The organism is Marasmitruncus massiliensis (assembly GCF_900186535.1).
Taxonomy (GTDB): Bacteria; Bacillota; Clostridia; order Oscillospirales; family Ruminococcaceae; genus Anaerotruncus; species Anaerotruncus massiliensis_A.
Window position 1 is genome coordinate 1,762,050 of the sequence record NZ_FYDE01000005.1, and the last position, 16,986, is coordinate 1,779,035.

Annotated in this window: 16 protein-coding genes; 10 read left to right on the forward strand and 6 right to left on the reverse strand. The window is 48.9% G+C overall.

The window, feature by feature from the left end; all coding sequences use genetic code 11:
- Positions 1-684: 684 nt before the first annotated feature.
- Complete coding sequence (locus tag C1A10_RS16580) at positions 685-1,479, reverse strand: DeoR/GlpR family DNA-binding transcription regulator (RefSeq protein WP_101911307.1); 795 nt, start codon at positions 1,477-1,479, stop codon at positions 685-687.
- A 356-nt stretch (positions 1,480-1,835) separates the two neighbouring features.
- Here C1A10_RS16580 and C1A10_RS16585 point away from each other — a divergent pair, with 356 nt between their 5' ends.
- The 10 genes from C1A10_RS16585 (at position 1,836) to pfkB (ending at position 12,117) form a co-directional block, all read left to right on the forward strand.
- Positions 1,836-3,029, forward strand: a complete 1,194-nt coding sequence (locus C1A10_RS16585) for an ABC transporter substrate-binding protein (RefSeq protein WP_180951195.1) — start codon at positions 1,836-1,838, stop codon at positions 3,027-3,029.
- Positions 3,030-3,123: 94 nt separating this feature from the next.
- The gene (locus tag C1A10_RS16590) at positions 3,124-3,909 is read left to right on the forward strand and encodes an ABC transporter permease (protein ID WP_101911309.1); all 786 of its coding nucleotides are present in this window, start codon (positions 3,124-3,126) and stop codon (positions 3,907-3,909) included.
- A complete protein-coding gene (locus C1A10_RS16595; protein WP_101911310.1) occupies positions 3,906-4,688 on the forward strand; it encodes an ABC transporter permease in 783 nt (260 codons plus the stop codon). Before C1A10_RS16590 ends, C1A10_RS16595 begins: the two co-directional genes overlap by 4 nt.
- Positions 4,661-5,437, forward strand: coding sequence for an ABC transporter ATP-binding protein (locus C1A10_RS16600; RefSeq protein WP_423241423.1), 777 nt, complete (start codon positions 4,661-4,663; stop codon positions 5,435-5,437). The genes C1A10_RS16595 and C1A10_RS16600 overlap by 28 nt, the downstream gene beginning before the upstream one ends.
- A 10-nt stretch (positions 5,438-5,447) precedes the next feature.
- Positions 5,448-6,191, forward strand: coding sequence for an ABC transporter ATP-binding protein (locus C1A10_RS16605; RefSeq protein WP_101911311.1), 744 nt, complete (start codon positions 5,448-5,450; stop codon positions 6,189-6,191).
- Between the two features lie 24 nt (positions 6,192-6,215).
- On the forward strand, positions 6,216-7,694 hold the full coding sequence (locus C1A10_RS16610) for a sulfatase family protein (RefSeq protein ID WP_101911312.1): 1,479 nt from the start codon (positions 6,216-6,218) through the stop codon (positions 7,692-7,694).
- Positions 7,695-7,741: 47 nt separating this feature from the next.
- Positions 7,742-8,590 (forward strand): class II fructose-bisphosphate aldolase, encoded by an 849-nt coding sequence (locus tag C1A10_RS16615; protein WP_101911313.1) that lies wholly within the window; start codon positions 7,742-7,744, stop codon positions 8,588-8,590.
- Positions 8,591-8,602: 12 nt separating this feature from the next.
- Positions 8,603-10,120: a xylulokinase gene (locus tag C1A10_RS16620; protein WP_101911314.1), complete on the forward strand. Its 1,518-nt coding sequence runs from the start codon at positions 8,603-8,605 to the stop codon at positions 10,118-10,120.
- Complete coding sequence (locus C1A10_RS16625) at positions 10,117-11,163, forward strand: galactitol-1-phosphate 5-dehydrogenase (protein ID WP_101911315.1); 1,047 nt, start codon at positions 10,117-10,119, stop codon at positions 11,161-11,163. Before C1A10_RS16620 ends, C1A10_RS16625 begins: the two co-directional genes overlap by 4 nt.
- Positions 11,164-11,175: 12 nt before the next feature.
- Positions 11,176-12,117 carry a 1-phosphofructokinase gene (gene pfkB / locus C1A10_RS16630; RefSeq protein ID WP_101911316.1) on the forward strand — a complete coding sequence of 314 codons (942 nt, stop codon included), beginning with the start codon at positions 11,176-11,178 and terminating at the stop codon, positions 12,115-12,117.
- 282 nt (positions 12,118-12,399) lie between these two features.
- Here the strand turns inward: pfkB and C1A10_RS16635 are convergent, their stop codons facing one another.
- Genes C1A10_RS16635 through C1A10_RS16655 form a run of 5 tightly spaced genes read right to left on the reverse strand, consistent with a single transcriptional unit; the run spans position 12,400 to position 16,953 of the window.
- The gene (locus C1A10_RS16635) at positions 12,400-13,863 is read right to left on the reverse strand and encodes a sulfatase family protein (protein ID WP_101911317.1); all 1,464 of its coding nucleotides are present in this window, start codon (positions 13,861-13,863) and stop codon (positions 12,400-12,402) included.
- 13 nt (positions 13,864-13,876) lie between these two features.
- The gene (locus C1A10_RS16640; protein WP_101911318.1) at positions 13,877-14,617 is read right to left on the reverse strand and encodes an ABC transporter ATP-binding protein; all 741 of its coding nucleotides are present in this window, start codon (positions 14,615-14,617) and stop codon (positions 13,877-13,879) included.
- Positions 14,614-15,408, reverse strand: coding sequence for an ABC transporter ATP-binding protein (locus tag C1A10_RS16645; protein WP_242968962.1), 795 nt, complete (start codon positions 15,406-15,408; stop codon positions 14,614-14,616). Before C1A10_RS16645 ends, C1A10_RS16640 begins: the two co-directional genes overlap by 4 nt.
- Positions 15,387-16,172, reverse strand: coding sequence for an ABC transporter permease (locus C1A10_RS16650; protein ID WP_101911319.1), 786 nt, complete (start codon positions 16,170-16,172; stop codon positions 15,387-15,389). Before C1A10_RS16650 ends, C1A10_RS16645 begins: the two co-directional genes overlap by 22 nt.
- A 1-nt stretch (position 16,173) precedes the next feature.
- On the reverse strand, positions 16,174-16,953 hold the full coding sequence (locus C1A10_RS16655) for an ABC transporter permease (protein WP_101911320.1): 780 nt from the start codon (positions 16,951-16,953) through the stop codon (positions 16,174-16,176).
- Positions 16,954-16,986 lie beyond the last annotated feature (33 nt).

Below are 16,986 nucleotides of genomic sequence, written 5' to 3' on the forward strand. Positions count from 1 at the left end.
ATCCCAATGTAGACGAGCAATCGACCGAAAAGCTGCTTCAGCGTACCTGTGGTACAGCTGGAGCAGCTTTTCCTTTCATTAATCTCATCCAGCATCTTTGGTGTCAGCCGCTTGTGAAAGTACGCTATCAGCAACGGGTCGAACGGCGGTCATCTGCAGAAGTATTGGAGAATGGCCCTTTCTAGGTCTAGAGTGCTGCTTCTTCGTCACAATAACCGTTCAGCCTAATGTTGCACATAGCCACTGTCAACCGAAGCGACTTGGCTAACTGCTCTTTTAGTTCGTAAAAAGTTTGGCGTACCGCAGTTCAATCTCCTCCCAAGGGATGATGCGGGACTTTTTGATCGATCTGTTTTCCGGATTTAGCTTCATCCCAAGGCTGCACCGAAATATCTCAGACTGAGTTGATTGTAAAAAATTAAATCTATTATATTTTCCAATGCTTAATGATAACTTTAATAATAGTAAAAAGGCAGATCAGCAGGCTGGTATACCTTGATATTAGGATGTCACGTTCCAATGGACAGGCCATATCCACAACTGGGGTCAGATTTTCCTCTGACTCAGCGTCGATTTCCCAAGCAGGATTAAGTCTTTCCTCTTCGAGGTATTAGCATAGCTTCCTCTACAAATTCTTGTTTAGCCTGTGATTCCAGACCAAGTTTAACCGTGCAGACACCAGCATCACATGGTCTCAGGATTGGAAACAACGATTACCTCGGTACCAAGATTTCTGTAATAGGACAGATACTCTTCCGGAGTATGACTGTCTGTAATCAATGTAAAGTGCTGATTGAGAGCAGAAACGTGAACAAGATTTTTCTTGCCCAGTTTAGTGTGGTCGGCCAGTACGACCACATGCTTTGACGAAGAAATGACAGTAGAAAAAACACCGGCTTCCAACAAGTTATAAGCATATAGATTTCCGTTTTCATCTAAAGCGGAGGAACTGATGAAGGCACAATCAATCGTAAAATCGGAAATCATTTTTTCTGCGATATAGCCGGTTGCATTGAGCGAAGGAAGAATCAGTTGGCCGCCGACCATTATTACGGTGTTTTTATCCGATGCTGCTAAAATGGTAGAGATATATAAATTATCCGTAATGATGGGAACGGAAAGGCCGGGACTCATTTGTTTGGCCATACAATAAATGGTCGATCCAGAACCTAAAAAAATAGAATTCGGGTGGTTTGAGCAAATATGTGTTTGAAGATATTCCACACCGTGGCGCCCAATCGCCGCCTTGCATTCATAATTTACACCAATCCTTAGCTCAAACGCGGCCTCGGATTTCTCGCTTTGCCGAACGCTGGCTCCGCCGTGAAAGCGTGAGATTTTTCCTTGTTTTTCTAAGGCGGCCAAATCTCTGCGTATTGTCATCTCCGAGACTTGAAAAGCCGCAGTCAATTCAAGGGTGCTTACATTTTCGTGATTTTCAATGTAGTCGTAAATTTGTGCCAATCGTTCTCGTTTCATTCATTTCACCCAATGATTGTTGAATTTGTTTAATTTACCCAGTTGTTGACAGGCGAAAGCAAGTCGCTACAGAAAAAAGTCAAAATACAAATTCGTATATGTTTGATATTAATATAACATCTTTTCTTTTTGGATGCAATAGCAATTCGCACATAACAAACATTTCTGAGTTGTGCACCCAAACAAATTTAACCAAATCCAAACACTATTTTGCAAAATTATATTGACTCGTGCAAATATAAATGTAAAAATAAGAGCGCGATCAAAATCCGAACAATCATCAAACAGTATTCGAACATTGGATGCGGGGTGAAGTTCGTATTCGCGGACAAAAATTAATTTTTGGAGGATTGAAAATGAGAAGGTTAATCGCATCTGTTCTTGCAATTGCTTTTGCGCTCTCGATCACGGCCTGTAGCGGCCAGTCTGAAAGTGTTGCATCGACACCGGTATCGGCATCCCAATCAGAAGTGGCATCCCAATCTGTAGCGGCATCGCTACCCGCTGACCAGTATAAATTAACAGAGAAGGGGACTCTGACGCCCGAGACCATCGAGGCGCTTGCAGGGACTAAACTTACCGGAAAAACGATTTCTGTAGGAACCATGGCCATGCCTTTGGGACTTCCTGTTTACATTGCCAAGGAAAAAGGGTTGTTTGAAAAGGCTGGGCTGGATGTGTCAATCGACATTTTTGCTTCCGGAACCCCCATCAACGAGGCGATGGCTGCAAAGCAATTTGATATCGCTGTCAGTGGCTGGGCATCCGCGTTTGCTCTTGCTACCGGTGAATACACTTACATTGGCGACGGATGCATGTCCTACTACGGGCAGAAGATCTTCGGACGTCCGGACGCCGCATATGCGAGCGATACCTCTTCTGGCATCGACGGTGTACTCGGCTCGGCTGAAACCATTAAAAACGCAGTGGTTCTGGCCCCCTCAAATACCTCTTCTCATTTCCTTACACTGCAATATGTGAAGGCACTCGGTCTGGAAACGAGTGACATTGAATTCACAAACATGCAATATGCGGATGCATATTCAGCTTTTATCACTGGTAATGGGGATTTAATTGCAACCACAAACCCGTATAATCAGCAGCTTACTGATGCGGGCTACGTGGAAGTATGCGACCTGAATAATATTCTGGACTGCATGATCGCGGATGCGGTGTACTGCCAGAATGATATGATGGACAAGAGCCGCGCTGCTGACATTTTGGCCTTTATGGACTGCTACTATGTAGCGGCTGACATGCTGGTAAAAGACCCGGATTCGTTATGGTATAAAGCTGGTATGGAGTGGTATGCAGAAAACGGATATACTTACACGGATGAGGATATGTTGCAAGAAATTGACTCCCGTACTTTTAATACTTATGATACGCTGTGCACGCCGGAACATCAATTCGGCTATGGTATGGTCGTTTTGACAGAATTCTACAATAGTGTGGATTCCATTGAGGATGAGGGTGTGGAGAATACTAAGAACTGTATTGATCCTTCCTTTGTAATAACCTTGATGGATGCGCATAAGCAGGCGACCTAACCTGAATTTATCGGAAGCCGATTTATTATGCAAAATGGAGGAACTCAGATGTTGCATTTGAATTCCTCCATACTTTTAGGAAGTGAAGGTAAAAATGAAAAAATTAGCGCGCCATAAATATTTGTTGATTTCATGCCTGTCCATTGTGCTAATTTTGTTGACATGGTATTTATGCGTAGACATTCTCAACATGGTAAGCGGATCAGCATTCCCGAAACTGACCAAAACGATTAGCACATTTATCAAAAAATTCACGACGGCCGCTCCGGACGGGGCAACCTTGACAGTGCACTTTTTCAACAGCATTAAGGTTGCGCTTTGGGGATACGTCATGGGCGTCATCGTGGGGGTACCGCTTGGCATACTAATGGCCTGGTTTCGAAAATTTGACATGTTCGCACGTCCTCTGTTTGACTTGATCCGTCCTATCCCAGGAATTGCATGGATCCCGCTGTTCATTTTGATGTTTGGTATAGGCGTGTTGCCCAAAGCGCTTGTGATTTTCCTGGGGGTACTGATCCCCAGTACAGTCAACGCTTACACTGGCATAAAACAGACTTCTGACGTTCATTTGTGGGTGGGTGATGTTTTCGGGGCAAGCAATGCGCAAAAGCTTTTTAAAATTGCGATTCCGACGGCAACGCCGATGATTTTTACTGGCCTTCGTGTGGCGATGGGATCTGCCTGGTCCGCTCTCGTGGCAGCTGAACTTCTGGCTTCCAGCAGTGGTTTAGGCTATCTCATTCAGATTGGCCGATCGATCAGCCGGTCCGATCTGGTGCTGGTGGGAATGATCTGCATCGGCGTGACGGGGGCTCTGCTGGATGAATTACTGCATCTTGTGGAGATTCGAGTTGCAAAGGGGATGAATGCCAAATGAAAAAGAAGAAAACACCTGAAGTCTGGATCTGCGGCATTGTTTCCGTTTTTGCATTTTTATTATTATGGCAAATTGGTTGTTCGGTATCTGAATTAGGCAAAATGATTCCCGGTCCGATCACTGTGACCGGCGCGGTTTTAAAAAGTATGGTGTCGCGTTCCATCGGCGGGCATACTCTGTGGATCCATATCGGTTACAGCTTGCTGCGCGTATTGACGGGATATATTTTGGGCTCTGCACTGGGGGTTGTAGTGGGTCTGGCAATGGGCTGGAATAGGGTAGTAGAAGCGTTTATTACTCCTATATTCCGTTTGATACGTCCTATCCCCCCCATCGCTTGGATACCCATTTCTATTTTGTGGTTTGGCCTTGGATTTCAAGCAAAAGTCTTTTTGATCGTGTTGGCCTCTTTTTGCAATGTGACGTTGAATGCATGGGCTGGTGCCAAAAGCGTCGACCCCCAATTAATCGGTGCGGCTAAAATGCTGGGCGCCAGCAAATCTCAAATATTTTTTACAATCGTGATGCCTGCCTCGGTGCCGCAAATTTTTGCGGGTTTGCAGGTGGCAATGTCCAGCAGTTGGACAACGGTACTCGCGGCAGAAATGGTACGTTCTACAGAGGGCTTGGGATGGATGATCGTCACCGGACAAACGAATCTTGACATGACGCAAATCCTCGTGGGCATTGTTGCAATTGGTGTTGTCGGCTTTATTCTGGTTGCGGTCATGAGAAGAATGGAGGACATCTTATGCAGATGGAACAAAGGAAAAAGATAGAGCCTGTAATACAATGCGACAATCTCTGCAAAACTTTCCGCACGCCTGGCGGAGATCAGGAAGTCATTCGTAATATTTCACTGGATGTACAGGAAAATGAGTTTGTGGTCCTGTTCGGGCCGGGACAGTGTGGAAAGACGACGTTCTTGAATATGATTGCCGGACTGGAGAAAAGCACCGCCGGTACGGTGACGGTAAGTAGAAAATGTGTGACAGAACCCGGACCGCAGCGTGGAGTGGTTTTTCAGTCTGTTGCACTGTTCCCCTGGTTGACGACGATGGGAAATGTTGAATACGGACTGAAGATGGCCGGTGTTAAAAAGGAAGAACGTCAAAAGCGCGCGCAGAAATATATTGATCTGGTCGGCTTGCAGGGCTTTGAAAACACTTTCCCCGTAGAGCTTTCCGGCGGCATGAAGCAGCGTGTGGGCATTGCGCGCGCATACTGTATTGAGCCGGAAGTGATGCTGCTGGATGAACCATTTGGTGCATTGGATGCTCAAACGCGTTACCTGATGCAGGAAGAGCTGGAACGCATCTGGCAGACGGCAAAGAGGACAGTTGTTTTTGTCACCAATAATATTGAAGAGGCATTGTATCTTGCAGACCGCATCATCGTTCTCAGTCCATGCCCGTGTTCTATTGTCAAAGAGTTTGAGATCGATTTACCCCGCCCTAGAAATTACACGTCCCAGGAATTTCTTCATTTGCGCAAAGAGATCGATGCGACGATAAACAGTTCAACATAAGGAGAGTCTTATGGAAAATGATGTAAAGGTTCAGGTACGTCACCTGACTAAAAAATTTGGCGATTTGCTGGTATTGAACGATGTATCGTTTGATATCATGCGTGGAGAGCTATTGTGTGTCGTTGGACCCACCGGGTGCGGAAAAACAACTTTTCTGAACACGCTGACGAAGATATATGACATCACATCCGGAGAAATATTGGTAGACGGAAAGCCGGTAGATCCCAAGGTACAGAACATTTCCTACATTTTTCAGGGCGATTCCACGATGCCGTGGCTGACAGTAGAGCAAAATGTTGCCTTTGGGCTGGAGATAAAGCACTGCCCGGAAGATCAAAAGAGAGAACTTGTGGAAAAGTATCTCAACGTAGTAGGCTTAACAGATTATCGAAACTATTACCCCAAGCAGCTTTCCGCCAGTATGCTGCAACGAGTCAGCATTGCCCGCGCGTTCGCAACGGAGCCAGAACTGCTGCTGATGGATGAACCCTACGGGCAATTGGACATAGATCTGCGTTTCAAACTGGAAGACGAGTTGGTAAAATTATGGAAAATGACCGGTACCACCGTGTTGTTTATTACGCATAATGTGGAGGAAGCAGTCTATCTGTCCAGTCATGTTATGGTCCTTACCAACAAGCCTACCACGGTCAAAACGATTCTCAAAAATGATCTTTCCCGTCCGCGCGATATCGCGGATCCTGCATTTGTTGAAATGCGCAATGAAGTTACGCGCTTGATTAAATGGTGGTAAGCCGAAAATAGGAGTTGAGCAATCATGGATAAAAAACCTTTAAATGTAGTATGGTTTTGTACAGACCAGCAGCGATGGGACACCATCCACTGTATGGGAAATCCTTATATTCACACGCCGCATATCGATAAATTCGCTTCTGAGGGTGTTGCTTTTTCACGCGCATACACCCAGTCCCCGGTCTGTACGCCGAGCCGTTCCTGCTTTTTGACCGGGCGGTATCCGCGCGCGACACGCGATACATATAACGGCAGCGAGGTTTATTCTAAAGATGAAGTACTGGTTACCAAGATGCTTGCAGACCAGGGCTATACCTGTGGCCTGACAGGAAAACTCCATCTGACGGGAGCTTGCGGAAGAATGGAGGCCCGTACGGATGATGGTTATAGCTACATGCAGTGGAGTCATCATCCCCATGACGACTGGCCGAAGGGGATCAACTGTTACCAAAATTGGTTGGAGGAAAAGGGGCTTAAATGGGAAGATATTTATGGCGGGCGCTACACCAGTCTGGCAAAATTCCCACCGGAACAAAACCCTAATTTTACAGGAAAGGATGTAGGTGTTCCGGCAAAATATCACCAAACAACCTGGTGTGTTGAAAAAGCAATCGAATTTATCGAAACGTGCAAAGATACATCAAAGCCGTGGCTGGTCAGTATCAATCCTTTTGATCCGCATCCGCCGCTGGATCCGCCTCAGGAATATAAGGACCGCTTGAAAGTGGAGGATATGCCGCTTCCCCTGTGGGAGGATGGCGAGCTTTGGAATAAAACGCCTATCCAACAAAAGGACTATTATATTGGCGGGCAAAATGGATCGACAGAATCTATCACCAAAAAAAGTGAATACGACAAAAAAGAATATATTCGAGATTATTACGCGCAAATTGAGCTGATTGACGATCAGTTCGGCAGGTTGATGGAATATCTTGACCGCACTGACCAGCGGGAAAATACGCTTGTTATTTTTATGAGCGATCATGGCGATATGTGCGGTGATCACGGCGTATATTGGAAAGGTGTCTATTTTTATGAAGGCCTTGTCCATGTTCCTCTTATCATGTCTTTGCCTGGCATCATTCAGCAAAATGTTGTAAGTGAGGCATTGATCGAGTTGGTGGACATTGCGCCGACCATCCTGGAATTGCTGGGAAAAGAAGTGCCCCAATATATGCAGGGCAAAAGTTTCGCCAAATTGCTGAAGGGCAAGGCCCCGCTGCACAAGCATAAAGAATCTGTTTATTCAGAATATTACTGGTGCGTCAAAAATGTGGACAGGGAATACGGTACCATGTATTTTGACGGACGCTACAAGATCGTCAATTACCATTACCGTCCCTATGGAGAACTGTACGACTTGCAGGAGGATCCCCACGAATTTCATAACTTGTGGAGCGAACCGCATTATGCGGAGCTGAAGGCAGAGCTCATGAAGAAAAATTTCGACGACGCCATTATGAAAAATATGGATTACATTTTGGAATACAAGTACGAATTCTGAAGCGTAATACATGTTTGCGATTAACGGCAATAGAAAGGAAATATTTTATGGCATTGGTGAGTTCGCTGGAAATTTTGTCGGACGCGCAAAAAGGCGGTTATGCCATCGGCGCATTTAATGTGGAAAATATGGAGATGGCGGAGGCCACTATAATGGCGGCGGATGAAATGAAGGCACCCGTGATTTTACAAACGACGCCCTCCACCGTACGTTATGCGAGTCTTGAACTATACTGTGCAAACGTAAAAGCAATTGCCGACCAGGTGAAAATTCCGGTCGTTATGCACCTTGACCATGGCAGCAGCTTTGAACTCTGTGCTCGGGCATTCCGTGCAGGATATACGAGCATCATGATCGATGGAAGCCATCTGCCCCTGGAGGAAAACATTGCGCTTACGAAGCGTGTTGTCGATATGTGCATGCCGGCGGGCATTCCCGTTGAGGGCGAGATCGGCCGGGTAGGCGGGAAGGAAGATGATACCGTATGCGAAAACGCAGGCTATACGATCCCTGCCGAAGCGATTCGCTTCGAAGCGGAGACCGGGCTCTCGAGCATGGCGGTGGGTGTGGGTACGGCGCATGGAGTTTACAAAACAACACCGGTGCTCAACACCGCGCTCGTCAGCGAATTACGCAACATGCTTACGGTACCCATGGTGCTGCACGGAGCGTCGGGTCTCTCCGACGAAGCGGTACGGGAGTGCATACGGCGCGGCATTTGCAAGGTGAATTTTGCAACCGAGCTTCGCATCGCCTATTCCGACGGTATCAAGGAAGTGCTGAGAGAGGCCCCGGAGACCTTTGACCCAAAGGCATACGGAAAGATCGCCCGCGAGAAAGTGAAGGAACTCGTCAAAAATCGCATCCGCGTGTGCGGATGCGACGGCAAGGCGTAAGAAGGTGAACGTATGGGTGAGGTGCTGCTCGGTATCGATATTGGAACCTCCGCATGTAAGGCGGCAGCTTTTACGACAGATGGCAAGGTGTTGGCGCAGGCTACGGAAAACTACAAAGTTTACTACCCGCAGCCCGGCTGGGCCGAACAGGACCCTGAAGAATGGTGGAGAGCTGTATGTCGTGCGATCCGCGCAGTGCTGGAAAAAGGTGTGTGCGCGCGGGATGTGCAGGGGGTGGGCGTAGATGGACAAAGTTGGAGTGCCATTGCGGTAGACCGAGAGGGAAACGTGCTTTGCCGCACTCCTATTTGGTTCGACACACGCGCGGTCCCTCAATGTGAACAAATGAAAGTATTATGTGGCTGTGAGAAGCTGTTTTCCGTCAGCGGGAATCCCTTGCAGCCAATGTACACCATGCCCAAGGTACTGTGGTATAAGCAGAACAGACCCGAGGTCTATACCAAAGCTGATCAAATATTGCAGTCAAACAGCTTTATCGCCTACCGGCTTACCGGTGTTTGCTCCCAGGAACACAGCCAGGGATACGGCTGGAGCTGCTATGACGTGGCTGCGAAAACCTGGGACGCAGAGCTCTGCGCAGAGCTTGGCGTGCGGCCGGAGCTGCTGCCTTTGCTTGTGCAGAGTCACAACGTGATTGGCGGGATTACCGTCAGGGCAGCGCGGGAGACCGGCCTTGCAGTAGGCACGCCTGTGGTTGCGGGTGGCCTTGACGCGGCGTGCGGAACCCTCGGCGCCGGTGTGACAGGACCCGGCCAAACGCAGGAACAGGGCGGCCAGGCGGGGGGCATGAGCATTTGCATCGGCGCCCCCCGCGCGGAGAAACGGCTGATTCTGAGCCCGCATGTAGTGCCGCAAATGTGGCTGCTGCAGGGAGGAACGGTGGGCGGTGGCGGCGCAGTAAACTGGTTTTTACAGGAATTCGGCGCTGCAGAGCATATGGTTGCAGAACAAAGCGGAACGAATCCTTTTCAGGAGATGGACAGGGGTGCAGCGGATATTCCGGCGGGCAGTGAAGGACTCGTATTTCTGCCATATCTCGCGGGTGAGCGAAGTCCGCTGTGGAACGCAAAGGCTAAGGGCGTTTTTTACGGGATTGACTTTTCCAAAACGCGCGCACATTTTGCGCGCGCGGTGATGGAGGGCGTGGCCTGCTCGCTGCGACATAATCTGGAGGTGGCGGAAGCGGCGGGCGCCCATACCAAAACCTTGCGTGCCATGGGAGGCGCGGCAAACAGTTCACTGTGGATGCAGATTAAAGCGGACATAACGGGCAAGCGCATTGAGGTGCCATCATCCGACACGGCAACGGCTCTTGGGGCCGCCATCCTGGCAGGTGTAGGCACGAATATATATGCGGACTTTGATGAAGCGGTGCGCCGTACCGTGCATATCCGGTGTGCCTACGAACCGTGCGAAACGAATCTGGCGGTGTACAGCAGTACCTATCAGATCTATCGTGAGCTATATGAGAATTTGAAATCTTTGATGAATAGGAAAACGATAATATGAAAGCAGCAGTATTATATGCGAACGAAGATATTCGTTACGATGATTATGAAACACCATCGGTAAAGCCCGGCACGGTGAAAGTACATGTGCGCGCAACGGGGATCTGCGGCAGCGATGTGCCCCGGGTGCTCAACCATGGAGCGCATTTCTATCCCGTGGTGCTCGGGCATGAGTTTTCGGGTGACGTAGTGGAGGTCGGGGAAGGCGTCACGACTATCCGGGTGGGTGATACGGTTTCAGGCGCGCCGCTTTTGCCGTGCATGAAGTGTGCCGACTGCCAGAACGGAAATTTTTCCCTATGTAGACACTACAGCTTTATAGGAAGCCGGGAGCAGGGAAGCTTTGCGGAGTATGTGGTGATGCCGGAGAAAAACGCGGTGAAGTATGACAGCAGTATCCCATATGAGCAGGCGGCCATGTTTGAGCCGTCCACTGTGGCGCTGCATGGGCTCTTTTGCAGTGATTACCAGGGCGGCGGGTGCGTTGCGGTGCTGGGGTGCGGAACCATTGGGATTTTCACGTTGCAGTGGGCGAAAATATTCGGAGCGAAAAAACTGGTGGCGTTCGACATTGACGAAGGACGACTGGCGCTTGCAAAGCGCATGGGCGCGGACGAAGTTGTAAACACCCAAAGCGAAGACTACATAAAGCGGACGATGGAAATCACGGAAGGATACAAATTCGACTATGCGTTTGAAGCAGCGGGAAATCCTGCCACGATCCATATTGGCTTTGAGGTGGCGTCCAACAAAGCGCATGTATGTTGCATTGGCACGCCGCACACAGATATGAGCTTTACGCCCCGCGAGTGGGAAAATATGAACCGCAAGGAATTTAAGCTCACCGGCAGCTGGATGAGTTATTCCTCGCCGTTTCCGGGTAGGGAATGGACTCTTACGGCCCACTATTTTGCTACCGGACAATTGAAATTCGATCCGGATTTTATCTTTAAAAAATATCCTCTGCGGCAAGCCGCAGAGGCGTTTGCAGAGTTCCGTCATCCCGAAAGGGTCCATGGAAAGATTATGCTGATGAACGGGTGAGGTGACGATCACATGATTTTGACAGTTACACTCAACGCATCGGTGGATAAATCCTATGTTGTAGACCATCTGGACCCGTACAAAGTGATGCGCGTCAAGGAAGTGAACAATACCGCGGGGGGAAAGGGTCTGAATGTATCCCGCGTGGCAGCGTTGGCCGGAGAGCCGGTTACGGCCATGGGTTTTATAGGAGGGCACAACGGGCGATTGTTCGAAAGCCTGATCTTCGTACGCGGCATTGAAAAACGTTTTACGCACATCAACGCCGAAACGCGCTGCTGTATCAACGTGCGCGATCTCGCAACCAACAAAAGCACGGAGTTCCTTGAGCCGGGCAGCTTGGTGACAGAGGACGACCTCGCCGCGTTTTTGCACGACTTTGAAACGCAGCTCCCTCTATCCCGCATTGTCACGATCTCCGGTAGCATGCCGAAAGGCGTGCCGGCTGATTTCTACGGCCTTCTCGTGGAGCTGGCACGGCGCGCGGGAAAACCCGTTTTATTGGACTCAAGCGGCGAGGCGCTTCGTGCCGCACTGAGCGCATATCCAACCTTTATAAAGCCCAACGCGGACGAGATCTGCCAATTGCTTGGGAAAACAGTAAGCTCTCGGCAGGAGGTGATTGCTGCTGCGCGGCAGCTGCACGATGGCGGTGTTGATACTGTGGCGGTCTCCCTTGGCAGAGACGGCGTGCTTGTAGTGAGCGGCGAGGGCGTTTATCGTGGCATCACTCCGAATGTGCCCGTGGTGAACACGGTGGGCTGCGGCGACAGCATGGTGGCCGGATTCGCGGTCGGCCTCGCGCGGGGAATGGCTCTGCCGGAGCGGATCCGCTATGCCGTGGCCATTTCCACCGCTAATGCGCTCACGCAGGAAACCGGCAGTTTCCGTGGAGAAGATCTCGAGGCATTGCTGCCGCAGATCCAGGTGGAGAGGCTAAGCGCCTTTGCGTGATGGCGTCACTTTTAAAGCAAGTCTCAGTCTTCCCGGTCCATATTCCTCGATTATTTGCTGCAACCTGCTTTTTCTTTCCCTGCTATAATAAAATCTCCATTGCCTGTTTTATCTTATCAGACAATGGAGATTTACATAATCTATATTCACCTAGTTCCTCAAAAGTCTGTAAATATCGGTAATTGCAGGCCATGTCTTTGTTTTCTTGGCACTTTTAATCTGTAATTTTTGAACCTTGGGGTGGGCACAATTGTCTTAAACAGTTATGTAATGCCTTGACTTTTACCATGCCGATAATCGCTCTCCCATAGGATCCACCGTAAATGCCATTGCATCACTTAATTGTACCAGCTTACTGATCTTTACACTCGTATAGTCAGGGTCGTCCCAAAGGTTATGAGTTTCCTTCGGGTCTTTAGACAGATCATAAAGTTCCCCCTCCTTCGTGCTATGGACATTCACCAGTTTATACCGGCCATCAAAAACCATTGTACACTGAGCGTTGGGGGCTTTGTGCCAAGGCATGGAATTGTAGTATTCACAGTAAATACAATTCTTATGACGATCCTCACAATTTGGGTCTGTCAGCAAATCCCACAGAGATTTTCCCTGCATTTGAGGCTGCGTATCCAAACCGATTGCTTCCGTTAATGTGGGGGACAAATCCACCAGCTCCACCAGTGCGCTGCTGCTGAATCCTTGCCGGATTGTACCAGGGCAGGAGATGATCAAAGGAATGTGGGTGGCACCTTCATAAAAATATGGGCCCTTTAGATAAATACCATGATCTCCGAGCATCTCGCCATGATCGGAGGTAAAGATGACAATAGTGTTTTCTAACTGCCCCAATCGTTCCAACGTATCTATCAGACGGCCAACCTGCTTGTCAATAAGATCCACCATGGCATAATAGGATGCTTTCATCAGCCGATGTTCCCAGTCGCTCATGTTGTCATAGATAATAGCTGCATTGTTGGAATCGTGATTGTTATAAGCACCCTTATGGTCCAGCTTTTGGAACAAAGGCTTGTCATCCAGTTCCCCCGGAGCATAATTCGGCAATGGAAGATCGTCCAAGCAATCCATATAACGATCCAGGTATGCTTTGGGTGGATCAAAAGGATGGTGAGGGTCATAGATGTTCAGGGAAAAGAACCAAGGGTTTTTGTATTCCACATTTGCCTCAATAAAGTTGAGCGCTTTCTCCGTACACCAGGTGGTCTGGTGGTACTCCTCATTCATGCCGTATTGAACCAATTCCGTGCCTTCCACGTTGCAGGCGGAAAACCGTTGCCCTTTTTCCCGCAGCCACTGAAAATATTCGTGTGTGGCCCAGCCATCGTGACCGCCATGGGACCAATGAAATACGTCGTAGCCGTCGTCAATGCGTTCTTCCATGCCTTTGCAGATATCTGGATTACAGGGGTTGAGATGCAGCTTGCCAGACAGGCCGCAGACATATCCCTGCTCGGAAAATATTTTACTGATGAGTTTTTCGTCACGCGGAATCCTTTGGCCGTTTTGGCGGCAGCGGGTTGTACGTGGGTACCGGCCGGTCAAAAAGCTGGCACGGCTGGGAGAGCAGGTAGGGTTTTGACAATATGCCCGCTCAAACCGTGTGCCATTCTGAGCCAAACGATCGAGATTTGGTGTATGCACATACGGGTTCCCGTAACAGCCCAGGGTGTCCCAGCGCTGCTGGTCGGTACAAATCCATAGAACATTATATTGTGCGTTTTTACTCATTTTTTTAGCTCCTTTACCACCACTTGATGAGATCGGTGATGCGGTTGCGCATCTCGACAAAGTCGGGATGCGTGATATCCCTGGGACGGTCAAAATCATCGATAATGACTTCTTTAATGGAAGTGGGCTTGTTGGTGAGCACCAAAATCCGGTCTCCCAGATAAACAGCCTCTTCAATATTATGGGTAATGAAAACAACTGTGGTGTTTGTCTGTTTACATAAGCGGACAACCTCGTCCTCCAGCTTGAAGCGCAGGTTAATGTCTAACTGCCCGTAGGGTTCATCCATCAGCAACAGTTCAGGCTGGGTAGCAAACGCCCTTGCAATCACAACCCGTTGCAGCATGCTGGCGGATAACTGCCGGGGATAATAGCTCTCAAACTGTTTTAACCCTACTAACTCCAGCGCATCATCCACTTTTTTGTCAATACCATCGTACTGCTGCTTGATTTCCAGCCCAAATCGGACATTTTGCCTGACCGTAAGCCATTCCATCGCGGAATACTCCTGAAATATATAGGTAATGTTGTGCTTTTGCAGGTCAACAGGTTCCCCTTGAAACAGTATGCTGCCCGAGGTGGGCTCATACAGATGAGTCAAACTGTTGAGGAAGGTGGTTTTGCCACAGCCTGTCGGGCCCACAATACAAAGAAATTCGCCTTTGTACACGTTAAACGTGATATCATTCAACACCAACAGGTCTCCAAACCGTTTGCTGAGGTTTTCTACTTTAACAATTGCATTCCGGTTCACGGCTGCCCTCCTTCCTTATCAACAACCCGATCCATCGCCGCGGTAATCTCCTTGCGCAGACGGAGAAATTCCGGATCCATCACGCTGCGGGGACGGGGCAAAGCAATATCGTATTCCGCGCAGATACGGCTGGGGCAGTTGGAGAGAAGAATAATGCGATCCGCAAGGAAGATTGCTTCCTCAATGTTGTTTGTAACAAATACCACTGTTCGTTTCTCATTCTGCCAAATTTTTTCTAACGATTCCTGCATCATATAGCGGGTCTGAGCGTCGAGGTGGCCGAAGGGTTCGTCCATAAGCAACACGTCCGGGTTGTTGCAGTAAGCTCTGGCGATTCCTACCCGCTGTTTCATGCCGCCGGATAACTGGATGGGATAACTGTTTTCAAAGCCAGTCAATCCCACAAGATCGATAAAATGCTGTGTATCCCGCTCCCGCCGCTCTTTAGATACGCCGCGTGCTTTTGGGCCAAACTCTACATTTCCCTTGACTGTTAGCCAGGAAAACAGCGCCATGGTTTGGTAAACCACCGCACGGCTGCTGTCCGGCTCCAGAACCTGTTTGCCGCCATGTCGAATCTCGCCGGAGGTAGGCGGCTCGATGCCCGCCAGCATATACAGAAGGGTTGTTTTGCCGCATTGGCCGGGCCCAAACAGCACCAGAAACTCATTTTCACGCACATCAAAGGAGATACCATCCAGAATCAGAAAATTCTGCTTCTTGGAGGGGAAGCTTTTTGTAAGGTTTCTGCAGGACATTTTGCTGTTATCTAAATTCCCTGATTGTTCCACACCAAAAATCTCCTTTCCAAGAGCCGCATGCCAGTCGCCAGTAAAAAACCCACGATCCCGATGGCGATCATGCTGGCAATCATCTGTGCCATATCGTTGACCTGCTGCCCGGCAATGATTACCCAACCGATTCCATAGGAAGACCGGATCATTTCGGCGGCCAGCATGGTCATCCATGCGTTGGATAACGCTACCTGCGCTCCGGAGAAAATCTGCGGAACCGAAGAAGGAACTACAATCTTAAAGAAAAGCTGGTTATTTTTTGCGCCCAGCATTTTAGCCGCGCCAATAAGTTGCCGGTCGGCTTTTATGCTTCCGGCGTAAGCGTTCAGGGTAAAGGGGACGAAAGATGCCACAAAAATTAAGAAGTACTTGGATTTTTCCTCGATACCCATCCAAAGGATGGCTAATGGGATCCATGCCAGTGGCGCGATTGGGCGCAACAGGTCAAACAAAGGCTTGAACGCAGCGCGGACATATGGAAACCAGCCCATTGTCAGGCCCAGCGTTATACCCAGCAGAGCGGCCAGGGAGTATCCCACAAATACGCGGGAAAAGCTCCATGCCACATGACCAATGACTGTATAAGGTCCTATGGGCTCCACCAGGGCGCGAAAAAACCGCACGATTACTGTGGTCGGGCTGGGGAAGCGGGTGGTACCCGTGATCCAAATAGCCGTCTGCCACAGAATAAGCAGGGATAAGAAGGAAATAATACCCAAAACAATGCTTTCCATACGTTTTGGGTCAATGCGCTTTTTCACATCATGCTCCTCCTTTCACAAAAGTAGTTTCCAGATAGTCAAGGATTGCGGAGAGGATAAAACCAATAAAGCCAATGGTAATCATACCGACAACCACTACGTCGGCGCGGATAAGCAGGCGCCCCATTTGAATCATAAACCCCAATCCTTTAGAGGAACCCAACATTTCGGCGGCTAAAAGAGAAGTCCATGCTGCGTTGAGGGACACCTTCATTCCGGTAAAGATAAAGGGCAACGCCGTGGGAACAGCAACTTTCCACAATGTGCGCATACGGGAGGCCCCAAAAGTTTGTGCCACCCAGATATGCACCGGCTTAGTGGCCTTGATACCGGTGTACGTATTGATGACGCAGGGAATAAATGCTGATAAAAATACGATGGAAGCCTTGGCCAGTACACCGATTCCCAGAAGAATAATCATGATAGGGATAAACGCAATGGGCGGGATAGTGCGCAGAAAATCAAACACCGGCTTGGTCAGCAGGTCGAACCGGTGGAACCATGCCATGAAAATGCCCAACGGTATTCCAATCACACATCCCAGCGTAAACCCTGTCAGCGATACCTGGAGACTGGCCAATATATGTACACCAAGTGTCGCTCCGTCTGGAGCTGTGTTGTGCAGTTTTTCGACGAAGGTTTGGCAAACCTTGATCGGTGACGGCAGGGATGTCGGCGGAACTGTTTTCAGCACGTCCGTTGTTAGATACCAAATCAGAAGAAATAAAAGAATGGATAACGCGGATACGATTTTTAGGCAAAATCGTTTTGACACTTGCATACATATCACCTTTTATAAAAGCGCTGAACCGTT